The sequence below is a fragment of the Rathayibacter sp. VKM Ac-2801 genome (genome assembly GCF_009834245.1).
Taxonomy (GTDB): domain Bacteria; phylum Actinomycetota; class Actinomycetes; order Actinomycetales; family Microbacteriaceae; genus Rathayibacter.
Genome location: NZ_CP047183.1, coordinates 3104649 through 3120377, shown reverse-complemented (window position 1 = coordinate 3120377; position 15729 = coordinate 3104649). Strand labels below are relative to the sequence as shown.

Below are 15729 nucleotides of genomic sequence, written 5' to 3'. Positions count from 1 at the left end.
GACGGACCCGGCCTCTGCGATGAACACCTCATTGAAGGAATCACATCACGCATGAATGGTAAGCGATCCTCGAGAAGAAGCATCAGGCGTCTTCTCGCACTCGGCATCGCCGGGATGGTGACGGTCTCCGGACTCACCGCCCTCGGCCTGCCCGCCTCGGCCCACGATGGAGTGGACCACGGTTCCGAGGGCGGCGCCGCCGCACTCGACTGGACCAACTACGAGAAGGTCCTGCTGACGAAGAACGTCGGCGAGCCCCTCGACCTGGCCGTCCTCCCGGACAAGTCGGTGCTCCACACCGCTCGGAACGGCGAGATCCGCCACACCGACCCCAAGACCGGCACCACCCGTGTCGTGAACACGATCCCCGTGTACCAGAACTCGGAGGACGGGCTGCAGTCCGTCGGCATCGACCCCGACTTCGCCGAGAACAGGTGGGTCTACCTCGTCTACGCGCCCCCTGGGAACACCCCCACCGGCGCGGCTCCGAACATGCTGCCCGAGGGCGCGACCGACAGCTACTGGGACCAGTGGAAGGGCATCAACCGCCTCTCCCGCTTCAAGTGGACCGGCTCGGGCCTCGATCTGGCGAGCGAGCAGAAGATCATCGACATCGAGACCCAGCGCGGGCAGTGCTGCCACGTGGGCGCCGACTTCGACTGGGACGCCGACGGCAACCTGTACCTCTCCACCGGTGACAACACGCCGGCGAGCGCTCCGGGTGCCGCGGGCTTCGCGCCGAACAACGACGCGCCCCGCATGAACCCGGGCTTCGACTCGCGTCGCGGCGCCGGTAACACGAACGACCTCCGCGGCAAGATCCTCCGGATCACCGTGCAGCCGGACGGCACCTACACGATCCCCGACGGCAACCTCTTCCCGGTGGGAACCGAGAAGACCCGCCCCGAGATCTTCGTGATGGGAGTCCGGAACCCGTTCAAGATCGACGTGGACGCCGAGACGAACACCCTCTCCTGGGGCGACTACGGCCCCGACGCCACGAAGGCCGCTGCGGCCGACGGCGTCCGCGGCCCGATGGGCCTCGTCGAGTGGAACGCGACCGGACTCGACCAGCCGCACAACTCCGGCTGGCCCTACGTCCACGGCCCCAACGCGGCCTACAACGAGTGGAACTTCGAGACGTCGACGCCTCGCGGCTTCTTCGACCCGGAGAACCTGAAGAACAACTCGCGCTGGAACACCGGCCTCGTCGACATCCCGGACGCCAAGCCGGCGACGCTCTACTACGGTGACAACCCGGGCGACCAGCCGTTCGACGAGCTCGTCAACTTCGGCACCAGCACCGGCCAGGGCCCCATGGGCGGACCGGTCTACCACTACGACGCGGAGAACACCTCCACGTCGAAGTTCCCGGAGTACTGGGACAAGAAGACCTTCTTCGGCGAGTTCTCGCAGGACTACATCGCAGCGTTCACGCTCGATGAGCAGCGCGCGGTCACGCACATCGAGGACTTCCTCCCCAACGCGGCGCTCAGCCAGGCCGCACAGCCGATCCACGACAACCCGATGGACATGGAGTTCGGTCCCGACGGGTCGATGTACGTGATCGAGTACGGCGACGGATTCTTCCGCGCGAACCCCGACGCGGGCCTGTACCGGATCGACTACGCCGAGGGCAACAAGGCGCCGCAGGCCCGCTTCACCGCGACCCCCCTGTCCGCCTCGCAGACCCCGCTCGAGGTCACGTTCGACGCCAAGGGATCGACCGATCCCGAGGGCGACGCGCTGACCTACGACTGGGACTTCGACGGCAACGGCACCTTCGACGCCACCGGAGTCACCGTCAAGAAGACCTACACCGAGCTCGGACAGTTCACGGCTCGTCTGCGCGTCACCGACGCGAAGGGCAAGTTCAGCCTGACCTCGCGGGTCATCTCGGTCGGCAACCAGGCGCCGCAGATCCAGATCCAGACGCCCGGCAACGGCTCGTTCTTCAGCTGGGGCGACGCGATCCCCTACCAGGTGACCGGCAAGGACGCTGAGGACGGCGACCAGATCGTCAGCAGCCGCGTGGGCTGGACCTACGGCCTCGGCCACGACGAGCACGCCCACCCCGAGGTCACCGGCACCGGTGCCAAGGGAGCGTTCCCGACGTCCAAGGACTCGCCCGAGCACGGCCCCGGCGCGCTGCTGTACGGCACCGTCGTCGTGACCTACACGGACGGCGGCTTCAACGGCCTGCCCCCGGCTGCGGCCGAGGCGACGCTGCGGCTGAACCCGAAGACGCAGGAGGCGGAGCACGCCGCCCGTGAGGGCGTCCTGCCCTACGCGGACACCACCGCCAGCGGCGGCAACGCCGTCAGCGGACTCGGTGCGGGATCCTTCCTGCGCTGGGACCCGGTGAACTTCGCCAACCTGACCGGCGTCGTGGTCCGCGCCACCGGTGAGGGCACCGTCGACCTCCGCTGGAACGCTGCCGACGCAGCGCCCTTCGGAACGGCGACCATCCCCGCGGGAGCCGGCTGGAAGGACGTCCTCGTCCCCTTCGGCACCAACGTCCCCCGCGGCACCGGCTCGCTCTACGTGACCTCGCCCAACGGCCTGTCGCTCGACTCCCTCACCTTCCAGGGTGCGGGTGCCGGTGACAAGACGGCTCCGACCGTCGCGGCGACTCTCGACCCGGCAGCGCCCGCGGGCGTCGGCGGCGTCTACAACAAGCCCGTGACCCTCGGCCTCACCGCCACGGACAACGGAGCACTGTCGACCGTGCAGTACTCCGCCGACAACGGAGCCACGTGGACCACCGTCCGCGCCGTCAACGGCGCGTACTCGGTCCCGTTCACCACGAACGGCGCCCGGACGATCCAGTACCGCGCCACCGACACCGGCGGCAACGTCTCGGCGGTCGGCACCGTGAAGTTCACGATCGACCTGGCCGCGGCGAACGCCCCGACCGCCGCGTCGACCACCACCGTGGCGCTCTCGGCTCCCCGCGTGACCTTCGGGGCGCCGGGCGAGGCGACCGTCACGGTCACCGGTCAGGGTGGGAACCCCGGCGGAGAGGTCGTCCTCTACGAGGGCACCACCGAGCTGGGCCGCGCGACGCTGAAGGACGGCAAGGCGACCTTCGCCCTGCCGAAGACCCTCGGCGCCGGCACCCACACCTTCCGTGCGGCGTACGGCTCGGACGCCACCTTCAAGGCCTCGGAGGGCACCGCCCGCCTGATCGTCTCGAAGGCCGCCTCGGAGCTCACCGCGACCGTTTCGCCCAACCCGGTCAAGCCGGGCGCCAGCGCGCAGGTCACGGTCGACGCGAAGTCCTCGACGGGTGTCGCCGGCACCGGTCAGGTGAGCGTGATGGTGAAGAGGAACCTCTCCACCGTCGCGATGCTCACCGGGACCCTCGACGAGAACGGGCACGTCGTGGTGACGCTCCCGAAGCTCGCGGCGGGCAGCTACAAGCTGACCGTCACCCACACCGCCACGGCGGACACCAATGCCGCTTCGGCGCTGCTGAACCTCACCGTCCAGCAGTAGCCCTTGCGCAGGGGCCGGCCGGTCCGACCGGGCCGGCCGGCCCCCCACCCCCTGCACCACCTGCCATTTCGAAGGAGAAATGATGCACCACCACCACGCATCCATCACGGCCAAGCCGATGAGCCGCCGCTCCCTGATGACGGCCCTGGCCGCATCGACGGTCGCGGTCGGCGTCGGAGCGGGAGCCCTCGCGGCCCCCGCTGTGGCCGCCCCCGCGCCCTCGTCCGGATCCACGCGCCTGGTCCCGCTGAACCGCATCGGCATCCAGCTGTACACGGTCCGCGACAAGGTCTCGTCGCTCGGCTTCCGCGCCGTCTTCGAGGAGCTGGGCCGCATCGGCTACAGCGAGATCGAGTTCGCCGGGTACACCCAGGGCAACGTCGGAGCGATCACCCCGCAGCAGATCCGCCAGCTGCTCGACGACAACGGCCTGCGCGCCGTCGGCTCGCACGTCGGCACCAACCTGCTCCGCTCGGAGCTGGGCAAGCAGATCGAGATCGCCCAGGTCCTCGGCACCCCCCACCTCGGCACCGGGAACGCCCCCACCAACGTCAACACCAAGGCGGGCTACCTCGCCGCGGCGGAGGAGTGGAACAAGTGGGGCCAGCAGGTCTCGGCCGCGGGCATGAAGCTCTACCAGCACAACCACGCGGGCGAGTTCGCGTTCGCCTCGGACGACCCCAAGACCCGCCTGTACGACCTGTTCTACGACAACACCGACCCGCGCCACGTGTACCTCGAGATGGACGTCTACTGGGCGTACGTCGGCAAGAAGCTCTACCCGGGCTTCGAGCCGCTCGACTACATCAAGCGCAACCCGCGCCGCTACCCGATCCTGCACCTCAAGGACGGCAAGACGAACAACGCCAACACCAACGGCTACGACATCGTCGAGTTCGGCGCCGGCAACCTGCCCTACCAGGCGTTCCTCTCGGAGCTCCGCGACCGCGGCCAGCGCTACGGCGTGTACGAGCAGGACACCGCTCCCACGCTGGCGACCCCGCCGAGCACGGGCAACTCCCTCGAGGCCGCCAACCGCAGCTACTCCGCGATCGCTGCGCTCCGTGGCTGAGCGCAGCCCGCGCCGCGCGCGCCGCACCGACAGCACCATCACCAGCACGACGCGCACGAGCGCACCGAGGAGAACCCCCATGAAGTGGAAGACGCCCACGGCGGTCCTCGCGGCCGCCTCCCTCGCGATGGTCGCCGCGCCGGCCGCCTTCGCAGCGACGACCGACTGCACCACCGAGCTCGGCAACCAGACCATCACCGGAGACCTCAACGTCGCCGCTGGTCAGACCTGCGTGCTCGGCAACGTGACCGTCACCGGCAACGTCATCGTCGGCGACGACGCCTGGCTGGACGCCACCTCGGCGACCATCCAGGGCGACGTCATCGGCACCGACGCCTACGGCATCTCGATCGACGGCACCAGCGTCGGCGGAGACGTCGTGTCGTTCTCCGAGGGCAGCCGGGCCGGCTTCCTCTACCTCCGCGACCTCACGGTCGGCGGCATGGTCGAGGCCGGCGGCATCGACGTCGAGTTCAGCGACCTCTCGGTCGAGGGCTCGGTCAGCACGGACGCGGCGAACTACGTCGACGTCGACCGCACCAGCGTCGGCGGCGACGCCACCTTCGCCGACAGCGACTTCGGCGTGAACGTGCAGGGCGCGATCGTCGGCGGCTCGCTCGCCGTCACCGGCTCCTCGCGCGGCGTCCTCCTGGGCGCCAACGAGGACGGCTCGGCCGCCGCTCTCGGCAACACGGTCGGCGGGAACATCACGCTCTCGGGCAACTCCGGCAACGTCCAGCTCGCGGGCTCGACGGTCGGCGGACGCATCGCGCTCACCGACAACGCACCGGCGGTCAACTTCGGCGCGGGCAACACCGCCGCCGGAGTCGACGGCACCTTCACGGGCACGGCGGCGGGCGCTGCGGCGGCCGGCGACCAGGCCGTGGCCGTCATCGTCCCCGAGCCCGGCAAGGGCGAGCTGACCTGGACGCTCGAGGGCACCAGCAACCTGGTGAACCTCGGTGTCGCCGAAGAGGTCGGCGACCACTTCGAGGCCTCCGGAGAGCTCGTGCCGGTCCGCGTGACCGACACCCGCCTCAACGGCCCGGCCTGGTCGGTCACCGGCCAGCTGAGCGACTTCCGCTCCGGCGAGAAGACGTTCTCGGGCAAGCACCTCGGCTGGACCCCCGAGGTCCTGGAGAACTCGGGCGGTGCCGTCGCCGGCGCGCCCGTCCCCTCCGGCTTCGACTCGGGCAACGGCCTCGCCACCCCCCGCGTCCTCGGCTCCGCCGCGGCGCAGCACCCGACCGGATCCTCGGTCCTGGGCGCCGACCTCGACCTGAAGCTCCCGCTCTCGGTCGGAACCGGCACCTACACCGCGACGCTGACGCTCACCGCGCTCGGCTAGCACCGGTGGGGCGGCCTCCGGGCCGCCCCACCCTTCCCCCGTCTCCCCGCGAGATGCCACTCCGGTACGCCCCGCTCGGCGTGTCGCGTACCGGAGTGGCATCTCGCGGGGAGGCATCCCCCCTTGCAACGGAAGCCTGATCGATGTCGCTCATGCCACGCACCTCCCGCACCACCGCCGCCCTGCTGCTGATGACGCTCCTCGCAGCCGGCGGCCTCTCGGCTCAGGCGGGTGCCCAGGAGGCGGACCCCGCCTCCACGCCGGTCACCTGGGGGGTGCGCCCCGCCGACACCGAGCAGGGCAGCGATCGGCCGAACTACGCGTACGCCCTCGATCCCGGCGGACGCCTCAGCGACGCCCTGATCGTCTCCAACTACGACGACGAGGAGCAGACCTTCCGCGTCTACGGCTCCGACGGCTTCATCACCGAGGCCGGCCAGCTCGACCTGCTCCCCGCCGCGGAGCCCTCGACGCAGCTCGGCAGTTGGATCGCGTTCCCCGAGCCCGAGATCACCGTGCCCGCCGGCGAGAGCGTGCAGGTCCCGTTCGAGGTCGTCGTCCCCGATGACGTGACCCCGGGCGACTACGCCGCGGGCGTCGTCTCCTCGATCCTGGTGCAGGGCGAGACCGGGGTCTCGGTCGACCGGCGCCTGGGCTCGCGCATGTACCTCCGCGTCGGCGGCGAGCTCGCCCCGCGCCTGTCGATCGACGGCCTCGCCGTCTCGTACGACGGCGGCTGGAACCCCTTCGCTCCCGGCTCCGCGACCGTCGACTACACCGTGACCAACGCGGGCAACACGCGCATCGCGCCGGGCGCCGAGATCAGCGTCGCCGGCCTCTTCGGCCTCGCGCCGGTGTCCGCGACCGACCCGGAGCCGCTGCCGGAGCTCCTGCCCGGCACCTCCGTCTCGCGCACCGTGACCGTCGCCGGCGTCTGGCCGCTCTTCGTCGCGACCGCCCGCGCCGCGCTCTCGGGCACCGTCGTCACCGCCGACCAGGCCGCCCAGGCCGACTCCGCCGTCGTCGTCCCCGACGTGCCGGTCGCCACAGCCGAGACCTCGGCCGCGGCCGTGCCGTGGAGCGCCGTGCTCCTCCTCGCCCTGCTCATCGGGCTCATCGTGCTGACCGTCGTCCGCCGCCGCCGCCGGGCCGCGGGGGAGCAGGCGCGCATCGACGCCGCCGTCGCCGCCGCTCTCGGCGCCCAGCCGGAGGACGCCGACCGCGCGGAGGTCCGCTCCTGACCGGGTGCGGCCGACGCGGTCCACGGGGGATCGCGCCGGCGCGGCCCGCCGCCTCCGGGCGCGCGGCCGCCGCTCTAGCGGACCGCTCGCCCCTCGGCGCGCAGCTGCTCGAGGAAGCCGTCCACCACGGCGGGGCTGAGCAGGTGCCCGCGCAGCATCAGCGCCGCACCGCGCACGCCCCCGCTGCCGCCCAGCTCGGCGGTCACCACGTCGAGCCGCTGCGTCGCGAGGGGAAGGGAGCGCTCGTCGATCACCGAGCGCACGGCCGTCAGGATCTCCGGGCTGGCGAGGGCGACCGCGCCGCCCAGCACGATGACGGACGGGTTCAGCAGGCTCACGCAGGTGGCCAGCACCTCGCCGAGCTGGAGGCCCGCGATCCGCGCCGCCTCGACGGCCTCGGGGTCGCGCGCCTTCAGCAGGTCGATCAGCTCGCGCACCGACTGCACGTCGCGTCCCGCCCGGGTGAGCCCGGCGGCCAGAGCGGACCCGCCCGCGACCGCCTCGAGGTCCCCCTCCTGACCGCCCGCCGCGGCCGGGGCCGTGCGCGGCACCTGGACGTGGCCGAGATCGCCGGCGGAGCCGAGGGCTCCGCGCTGGAGCAGCCCGGACGAGACGATGCCCGCGCCGATGCCGGTGCCGACCTTCACGAACATCAGGTCGAGGGCGTGCGGGAAGCGCGAGGCCCGCTCGCCGAGCGCCAGCAGGTTCACGTCGTTGTCGACGAGCACCGTGGTGTCGTAGCGCCGGCGCACGAAGGCGGGGATGTCGAAGCCGTCCCAGCCGGGCATGATCGGCGGGCGCACCGGGCGGCCGCTCGCGTGCTCCACCGGGCCGGGCACGCCGACCCCGATGCCCGCGAGGGCGGAGCGGTCGACCCCGGCCGCGGCGAGGATCCCGTCGCAGACGTCGAGCGCGTGGCCGAGCACCGCCACGGGGCCCTGCGCGATGTCGAGCTCCTCGCGGCGCTCGGCGATGATGCGGCCGTCGAAGTCGGTCAGCGCGATGGTCGAGTGCGCCGCGCCCAGGTCGATGGCCAGGAGCGAGCGGACGGCCGGGTCGAAGACGAGGCGCGCGGACGGGCGGCCGCCGGTCGACGGAGCGCGGTCGAGGTGCGCGATCAGGCCCAGCTCGAAGAACTGCTCCAGGCGCGTCATCACCGCGGTCCGCGCGAGGCCCGTCTCCTCGACCAGCTCGGCGCGGGTGCGCGGTCGACCGTCGGCGAACAGCCTCAGCATGTCGCCGGTCGCGGTACCCGCGCGCTCGGCCACGCTCAGCTCCTTCTCTCGGCCCGGAAGACGGGTTCGGGGGACAGCACACCTGAGGAAACCAGGCGTCGCACGGTCGCGCAATCTCGGCGGGCCCCCCGTGCGGGTCGTGCGCAACACGGCCAGGCGGAGGCGCGTCGCGCTCCCGTCCGAGGCCCCTCCCTACTCCGATCGCCCGGGTGCGCCCCGACGATCGCCGCTCAGCCAGCCCTTCCAGACAGGAGAGAACGATGACCTCGTCCGACACCACCACCACAGGCGCCCCCCGATCGAGCGGGCGCATCGGCCTCTGGCTGATCGGGGCCCGGGGCAGCGTCGCCACCACGGCCGCCGTGGGCCTGCACGCCATCGCCGCCGGAGCCGCCCCCAGCTCGGGCTGCGCCACCGCGACCCCCGCCTTCGAGGACGTCCCGCTCGCCGGCTTCGCGGACATCGTCATCGGCGGCCACGACGTCTCGCCGACCCCGCTGCTCGAGAAGGCCACGGGCCTCGCGGCCGGCGGCATGTTCCCGACCTCGGTCGTCGCCGAGGTGGCCGACCGGATCGACGCGACCGACGACGACATCCGCCTCGCCCCCGCCGACGCCGCGTCGCAGCAGGAGGAGATCGACCGCCGGGCCGCCGACATCGTCGCCTTCCGCGAGCGCCACGGCCTCGCCCGGGTCGTCGTGATCGACGTCGCCTCGACCGAGGTGCTGCCGGCCGACCGCCCCGAGTTCCACGACCTCGCCGCTCTGCGCGCCGCCCTGGCGCGTCCCGGCGAGCGCCTCCTGCCGCCGAGCTCGATCGCCGCCCTCTCGGCCGTCGTCGCGGGCGCGGCCTACGCCTGCTTCACTCCCTCGACCGCGCTGGCCCTGCCGGCTCTGGAGGAGTGGGCGGCTGAGGCCGGGATCCCGATCGCCGGCCAGGACGGCAAGACCGGGGAGACCCTGCTCCGCAGCGTGCTCGCGCCGATGTTCACGGCGCGCGGGATGCGCGTGCTCTCGTGGGCGGGTGCGAACCTCCTCGGCGGCGGCGACGGGCAGACCCTCGCCGACCCGGAGGCGGTGCGCTCGAAGCTCGTCTCGAAGAACCGCGGACTCCGCAGCCTCCTCGGCGACGACGTCGTCACTCCGCTGCACATCGACAACGTCCCGGACCTCGGCGACGTCAAGACCGCCTGGGACCACGTGCACGCCGAGGGCTTCCTCGGCTCGCGGATCACGGTGCAGACGATCTGGTCGGCGTACGACTCGGCCCTCGCGGCGCCGCTGATCCTCGACCTCGCCCGCCTGCTGGCGCTCGCGGACGAGGCCGGCGTCTCGGGCCCGGTCGGCGAGCTCGGCTTCTTCTTCAAGGACCCGTGGGGCAGCGACGTGCACGGCTTCGCCGAGCAGACCGCGGAGCTGGTGGCCTGGTCCGCCCGCACCGGCGCGCTCGTCGCCGAGCGCCGCACCCCGGTGACGAGCGGGACGCGGAGCGATGGCTGAGCTGCGCGACTACCTCGAGCTCGTCCGCGCGAAGGCCGCGCTGACCGTGATCGGCGACACCGTCGCGGGCGGAGCGTGGGCGGGCCGCGGAGCGGGGGCGCGCACGGTCGCGCTCCCGCTGTCTTCGGCGCTGCTCTACTCGGCGGGCATGGCGCTGAACGACTACGCGGACGCCGAGCTGGACGCCCGGGAGCGGCCCGAGCGGCCGATCCCCTCGGGGCGCATCCGGCGCTCGGCGGCGCTGGGCACGGCGGCCGCGCTGACCGCGGCGGGGATCGCCGTCGCGGCCGTGGTGGACGGGCGGCGCTCGCTCGCGCTCTCGCTGCCGCTCGCCGCCGGGATCTGGTCCTACGACCTGCTCGCGAAGCCGACTCCGCTGGGCCCGGTCGTGATGGCGGCCTGCCGCGGTCTCGACGTGCTGCTCGGCGCGGGCGTCGACGGCGTGCGCGCGGCGGCCCCCGCCTCCGCCGCCGTGGCCGCGCACACGCTCGGCGTCACCGTGCTCTCCCGCGGCGAGGTGCACGGCACCACTCCGGTCGCGGCGGGAGCGGTCTCGGCCGGCACCACGGGGATCGCGCTGTCCACCGCGGCGGGCGCCCTGGCCGAGCGCCGGGCCGCCCCCGCCCTGGTCGTCGCCGCGGGCCTCGGGCGCTGGCTCCTGCTCGTGCTCACCGCGCAGCTGCAGGCCGTGCGGACGCCGACGGCCGCCGCCGCGCGGACGGCCACCCGCGCGGGCATCACGGGGATGATCCCGCTGCAGGCCGCGCTCGCCGGTCTGAAGCGTCCCGAGCTGGGGGCGGCGCTGCTCGCGCTGGACGCGCTCGGCTCCCTCCTGCTCCGCCGCCCGCGGACGGCGGACATCACATGAGCGCCGCCGGACCCGTCCTCGGCTACGGCACCAACGGCTTCGCCGACCACACCCTCGACGACGCGCTCACGGTGATCCACGCCGCGGGCTACCGCGCGGTCGCGCTCACCCTCGGGCACCCGCACCTCGATCCCTTCGCGGCCGACTGGCGCGAGCGGACGCTGGCGCTGCGGTCGCGGCTCGACGAGCTGGGCCTGCGCGTGGTGGTCGAGACGGGGGCGCGCTACCTGCTCGACCCGTTCGCGAAGCACCGCCCCACGCTGGTCGACGAGGAGGCCGGCCCCCGGGTCCGCTTCCTCGAGCGCGCGATCGAGATCGCCGCGCTGCTGGGCGCCGACGCCGTCTCCCTCTGGTCGGGGGTCGTGCCGGCGGGCGCCGATGCGGCCTCGGCCTGGCGGCTGCTCGTCGAGCGGATGCGCGGCGTCGTCGCGACGGCCGAGCGCCACGGCGTGCGGCTGGCCGTCGAGCCCGAGCCGGGGATGCTGGTGGAGACCGTCGCCGACGCGCTGCTGCTGCGCCGCGAGCTCGGCGACCCGGAGTCGGTCGGGCTGACGGTCGACCTCGGCCACTGCGTCGTGGTGGAGCCGGACGGCGTGGTCGGCGCCCTCCGCAGCGCCGGGGACCTGCTGCTGAACGTGCAGGTCGACGACATGCTCCCGGAGCGGCACGAGCACCTCGAGCTCGGCACCGGATCGGTCGACCTCGCGGCCGCCTTCGCGACCCTCGCCGAGATCGGCTACCGCGGGATCGCCGCCGTCGAGCTGCCCCGGCACTCGCACGACGCGCCCCGCCTGGCCGTGGCGAGCCTCGCGGCGATGGAGGAGGCGCTCGGCGGCGCCTCGACGCACGCGGAGCACCCCTGGACCGCGGCCGCCCGCACGGCGGTCCTCGAGCGCCCGTCGCGCATCGAGCGCTTCTTCCCCGCGGCGGGCCGCGAGGCCGGACGCGAGCCGCTCCGGCCCGCCGAGGATCCGCACGGCCTCGTCCACGGCACGCACGACGACGCGGCCCGCGCCGCCCTGGTGCAGGCCGCCGCGCAGGCGCTCGGCGACGACGACCTGGCCGCTCTCCTCCTCCGCCTCTACCGGGGCGGGGACGGCGCCGAGCGCCGCGGAGTCCTGGCCGGGCTGAACGCCCTCGGCGACCCGGGACCGGCCACGGCCCTCGCCGGCCTCGAGCTGACCGCCGACGCCCTGCGCGCCAACGACACCCGGCTCGTCGCCGCGGCGATGGGCTCCTTCGCCCGCCGCCACCTCGACGCGCACGCCTGGCGGCACGGGGTGCTCAAGCTCGTCTTCCTCGGCATCCCGCTCGCGGCGGTCGCCGGGCTGGAGGAGCGCAGCGACGCCGAGCTGCGCGCGATGGCCGGCCGCTTCGCCGACGAGCGCCGCGCGGCCGGGCGCCCGCTCCCGGACGATCTGGCGGTGCTCCTGCCGAGCTGACCGCCCCCGAACGCCGCCCCGACCGCGGGGCCACCACCACCGATGAGAAAGGCGCGACGATGCGCATCTTCGACCCGCACATCCACATGACCTCCCGCACCACCGACGACTACCAGGCGATGTTCGACGCCGGCGTCCGCGCGGTCGTCGAACCCTCCTTCTGGCTCGGTCAGCCGCGCACGAACGTCGGCTCGTTCACCGACTACTTCGACGCCCTGATCGGCTGGGAGCGCTTCCGCGCCGCGCAGTTCGGCATCCGCCACCACTGCACCATCGGGCTCAACCCGAAGGAGGCGAACGACCCGCGCTGCCGGGCCGTCCTGCCCGAGCTCGACCGCTACCTCGCCAAGGACGGCGTCGTCGCGGTCGGCGAGACCGGCTACGACTCGCTGACCCCGGAGGAGGACCAGGTCTTCCGCCAGCAGCTCGAGCTCGCCGGCGAGCACGGCCTCCCCGCGATGGTGCACACCCCGCACCGCGACAAGGAGTCGGGCACCCGCCGGACCCTCGAGGTCGTCGCCGACTCGGGGCTCGAGCCCGGGCAGGTCCTCGTCGACCACCTCAACGAGGTCACCGTCGACGCGGTCCGCGACTCCGGCTGCTGGATGGGCTTCTCCATCTACCCCGACACGAAGATGGACGAGACCCGCCTGGTGACGCTGGTCGAGCGGATCGGGCTGGACCGCGTGCTGGTCAACTCCGCCGCCGACTGGGGCCGCTCCGATCCGCTCACCACCGCGAAGACCGGCCGCCTCCTCCTCGTCGCCGGCTTCAGCGCGGGCGACGTGGACCGGCTGCTCTGGCAGAACCCGGTCGAGTTCTACGGGCAGAGCGGACGCCTGGACCTCTCGCCCGTCGCGGGCTTCGACGTGCAGGAGTCGGCCGGCCGCACCTTCGAGGGCAACTCCGTCCTCCGGGGCGCGCCGCGCGTGGCGGAGGTCGTGTGATGCACCTCTCCTACTGCACCAACGTCCATCCCGCCGAGGACCTGGCCGGAGTCGTCCGTCAGCTCGACGTGTACGCCGGACCCGCGCGCGTGGCCGCCGGGCTCGCCCTGGTCGGAGTCGGCCTGTGGATCCCGCGCGACCTCGCGGCCCGCCTGGTCGCCAGCGCCGAGGACCGCGCCGTCCTCCGCGCGGCCCTGCAGCGCAACGGCCTGGAGGTGCGCACGCTCAACGCCTTCCCGTACGCCGCGTTCCACGCCGAGGTCGTGAAGCTCGACGTCTACCGCCCGGATTGGACCACGCCGGAGCGCCTGCAGTACACGATCGACTGCGCGCGGATCCTGGCCGACCTCCTGCCCGCGGGCGCCGACGGCAGCATCTCGACGCTGCCGCTCGGCTGGCGCGAGGGCTGGGGGCGGGAGCAGGACGAGGCGGCCTGCCGCAACCTCGCCCGGCTCGTCGAGGAGCTGCGCGACCTGCGCCGCTCCACGGGCCACGCGATCCGCCTGGCGATCGAGCCCGAGCCCGGCTGCATCCTCGACACCGTGGACGACGTCGTCGACTGGCTGCACCCGCGCATCGGAGTGGTCGACCCGGCGTACGTAGGCGTGTGCCTGGACACCTGCCACCTCGCCGTGTCCTTCGCCGACCCGGCCTCGGCCGTCCGCCGCATCCGCGACGCGGGCCTGCGCGTGGTCAAGGTGCAGGCCTCGGCCGCGCTCCACCTGGAGGACCCCTCGGGCCGCGCCGCGCTCACCCCGTTCGTCGAGAAGCGCTACCTGCACCAGACCCGCGAGAACGGCATCGACGGAGTGCTCCGCGTCGACGACCTGCCCGAGGCTCTGGACACGCTCCCCGGCACCGGCCCCTGGCGCGTGCACTTCCACGTGCCGCTGCACCACCGGCCCCAGGCGCCGCTCTCGGCGACCACGGCCGTCCTGGCGGAGGCGGTCTCGGCGGTCGACGCCGCGTGGCCGTACGACGAGATCCACCTCGACGTCGAGACCTACACCTGGTCGGTGCTCGCCGACGCCCCGAGCGACCTCTCGACGGGCATCGGCGCCGAGCTCGCCTGGGCGGCCGCGCACCTGCTCACGCCCGCCTCCCGAGAGGCGCTGCTGGCGCCCCTCCTCCCGCAGGCGGCGGCGCTGTGAGGCCCGTGCTGCTGCTGGACGTGGTCGGGCTGACCGCGACGGCGCTCGCCGACATGCCCCGCCTCTCGCGGCTGGCGCGCGGGGGCGGGCGCCTGCCGCTGGACACGGTCCTGCCCGCGGTCACCTGCAGCGTGCAGTCGACCATGCTCACCGGCTCGATGCCCGCGCAGCACGGGATCGTCGGCAACGGCTGGTACTTCCGCGACCTCGGCGAGGTGCACCTGTGGCGCCAGCACAACCGCCTGGTCACGGGGGAGAAGGTCTGGGAGACCGCGCGCCGGCTGAGCGGGGAGCCGTACCGCGCGGCCAACATCGGCTGGTGGTACGCGATGGGGGCGACGACCGACGTCACCGTCACTCCGCGCCCGATCTACCACGCCGACGGCCGCAAGTCGCCGGACGCGTACGTGCGCCCGCCGGCGCTGCACGACGAGCTGGTCTCGCGCTTCGGCGCGTTCCCGCTGTTCCAGTACTGGGGGCCGACCGCGTCGCTCCGCTCGACTCAGTGGATGGTCGACGCGACCCGGCACGTGCTCGCGGGCGACGGCTCCGGACCGCCCGAGCTGACCACGGCGTACCTGCCGCACCTCGACTACGACCTCCAGCGCTTCGGACCGGACTCTCCCGAGGCGCGCCGGGCCGCGTCGGAGCTCGACGTGGTGCTCGCTCCGCTGCTCGACGACGCGGAGGCGCTGGGCGCCTCGGTGATCGTGGTCGCCGAGTACGGGATCGCCGACGCGGACACCCCCGTCGACGTGAACCGGGCGCTCCGCCGCGAGGGCCTGCTCGAGGTCTACGTGCAGGACGGCCGCGAGCAGCTGGACCCGTGGACGTCGCGCGCGTTCGCCGTCGCCGACCACCAGGTCGCTCACGTCTACGTGCAGGACCCGGCGGACCTGCCGCGGGTGCGCTCGATCCTCGAGGGGCTCGACGGCGTCGACGAGGTGCTCGACCGGGAGGCGCAGGCCCGCTACGGCCTCGACCACGAGCGCTCGGGCGAGTTCGTCGTGGTCGCCCGGCCGGGGGCGTGGTTCACCTACTACTACTGGCTCGACGACGATCGCGCGCCCGACTTCGCCCGCGGCGTCGACATCCACCGCAAGCCCGGCTACGACCCGGCCGAGCTCTTCTTCGATCCGGCCGACCCGCTGGTGAAGGCGAAGGCGGCGGGCAACCTGGCCAAGAAGGCACTCGGGCTGCGCTACGCGATGAACCTGGTGCCGCTGGACGCGTCGCTCGTGCGCGGCACGCACGGGAGGCTGCCGTCCTCGTCGGCCGACACTCCGCTCGTGCTGGCCTCGGACGCGGACCTGCTGCCGGCCGGAGCCGCGTCGCTCCCGGCCACCGCGGTGCGCGACCTGGTGCTCGCGGCGCACGGCCCCGCCCTCGCGAAGGAGGCGTCGGCGCTCGCCCGCTGAGGGAGGGGAC

11 protein-coding genes are annotated in these 15729 nt (G+C 73.5%); 10 read left to right on the top strand and 1 reads right to left on the bottom strand.

The features are described from left to right. The first annotated feature begins 51 nt into the window (after nt 1-51). The 4 genes from GSU45_RS14595 (at nt 52) to GSU45_RS14580 (ending at nt 7159) form a co-directional block, all read left to right on the top strand. Nucleotides 52-3498 carry a PQQ-dependent sugar dehydrogenase gene (locus GSU45_RS14595; RefSeq protein WP_159915987.1) on the top strand — a complete coding sequence of 1149 codons (3447 nt, stop codon included), beginning with the start codon at nt 52-54 and terminating at the stop codon, nt 3496-3498. Between the two features lie 82 nt (nt 3499-3580). Beyond that, nucleotides 3581-4570, top strand: coding sequence for a sugar phosphate isomerase/epimerase (locus GSU45_RS14590; RefSeq protein WP_244248132.1), 990 nt, complete (start codon nt 3581-3583; stop codon nt 4568-4570). 79 nt (nt 4571-4649) lie between these two features. Continuing rightward, entirely contained in the window at nt 4650-5918 is a 1269-nt protein-coding gene (locus GSU45_RS14585; RefSeq protein WP_159915985.1) for a hypothetical protein, read from the top strand. 152 nt (nt 5919-6070) lie between these two features. Continuing rightward, nucleotides 6071-7159, top strand: coding sequence for a hypothetical protein (locus GSU45_RS14580; RefSeq protein WP_159915983.1), 1089 nt, complete (start codon nt 6071-6073; stop codon nt 7157-7159). Nucleotides 7160-7233: 74 nt separating this feature from the next. Here the strand turns inward: GSU45_RS14580 and GSU45_RS14575 are convergent, their stop codons facing one another. Beyond that, nucleotides 7234-8427 (bottom strand): ROK family protein, encoded by a 1194-nt coding sequence (locus GSU45_RS14575; protein WP_244248131.1) that lies wholly within the window; start codon nt 8425-8427, stop codon nt 7234-7236. 227 nt (nt 8428-8654) lie between these two features. Between GSU45_RS14575 and GSU45_RS14570 the strand changes: the two genes are divergently transcribed. Genes GSU45_RS14570 through GSU45_RS14545 form a run of 6 tightly spaced genes read left to right on the top strand, consistent with a single transcriptional unit; the run spans nt 8655 to nt 15719 of the window. Beyond that, a complete protein-coding gene (locus tag GSU45_RS14570; protein WP_159915981.1) occupies nt 8655-9893 on the top strand; it encodes an inositol-3-phosphate synthase in 1239 nt (412 codons plus the stop codon). Next, nucleotides 9886-10761, top strand: a complete 876-nt coding sequence (locus GSU45_RS14565; RefSeq protein WP_208543443.1) for an SCO3242 family prenyltransferase — start codon at nt 9886-9888, stop codon at nt 10759-10761. The genes GSU45_RS14570 and GSU45_RS14565 overlap by 8 nt, the downstream gene beginning before the upstream one ends. Further along, a complete protein-coding gene (locus tag GSU45_RS17315; protein ID WP_159915979.1) occupies nt 10758-12203 on the top strand; it encodes an EboA domain-containing protein in 1446 nt (481 codons plus the stop codon). Before GSU45_RS14565 ends, GSU45_RS17315 begins: the two co-directional genes overlap by 4 nt. Before the next feature lie 59 nt (nt 12204-12262). Beyond that, nucleotides 12263-13150: a TatD family hydrolase gene (locus tag GSU45_RS14555; protein ID WP_104304184.1), complete on the top strand. Its 888-nt coding sequence runs from the start codon at nt 12263-12265 to the stop codon at nt 13148-13150. Next, complete coding sequence (eboE, locus tag GSU45_RS14550) at nt 13150-14301, top strand: metabolite traffic protein EboE (protein ID WP_159915977.1); 1152 nt, start codon at nt 13150-13152, stop codon at nt 14299-14301. The genes GSU45_RS14555 and eboE overlap by 1 nt, the downstream gene beginning before the upstream one ends. Further along, the gene (locus tag GSU45_RS14545; RefSeq protein ID WP_159915975.1) at nt 14298-15719 is read left to right on the top strand and encodes a nucleotide pyrophosphatase/phosphodiesterase family protein; all 1422 of its coding nucleotides are present in this window, start codon (nt 14298-14300) and stop codon (nt 15717-15719) included. Before eboE ends, GSU45_RS14545 begins: the two co-directional genes overlap by 4 nt. Nucleotides 15720-15729 lie beyond the last annotated feature (10 nt).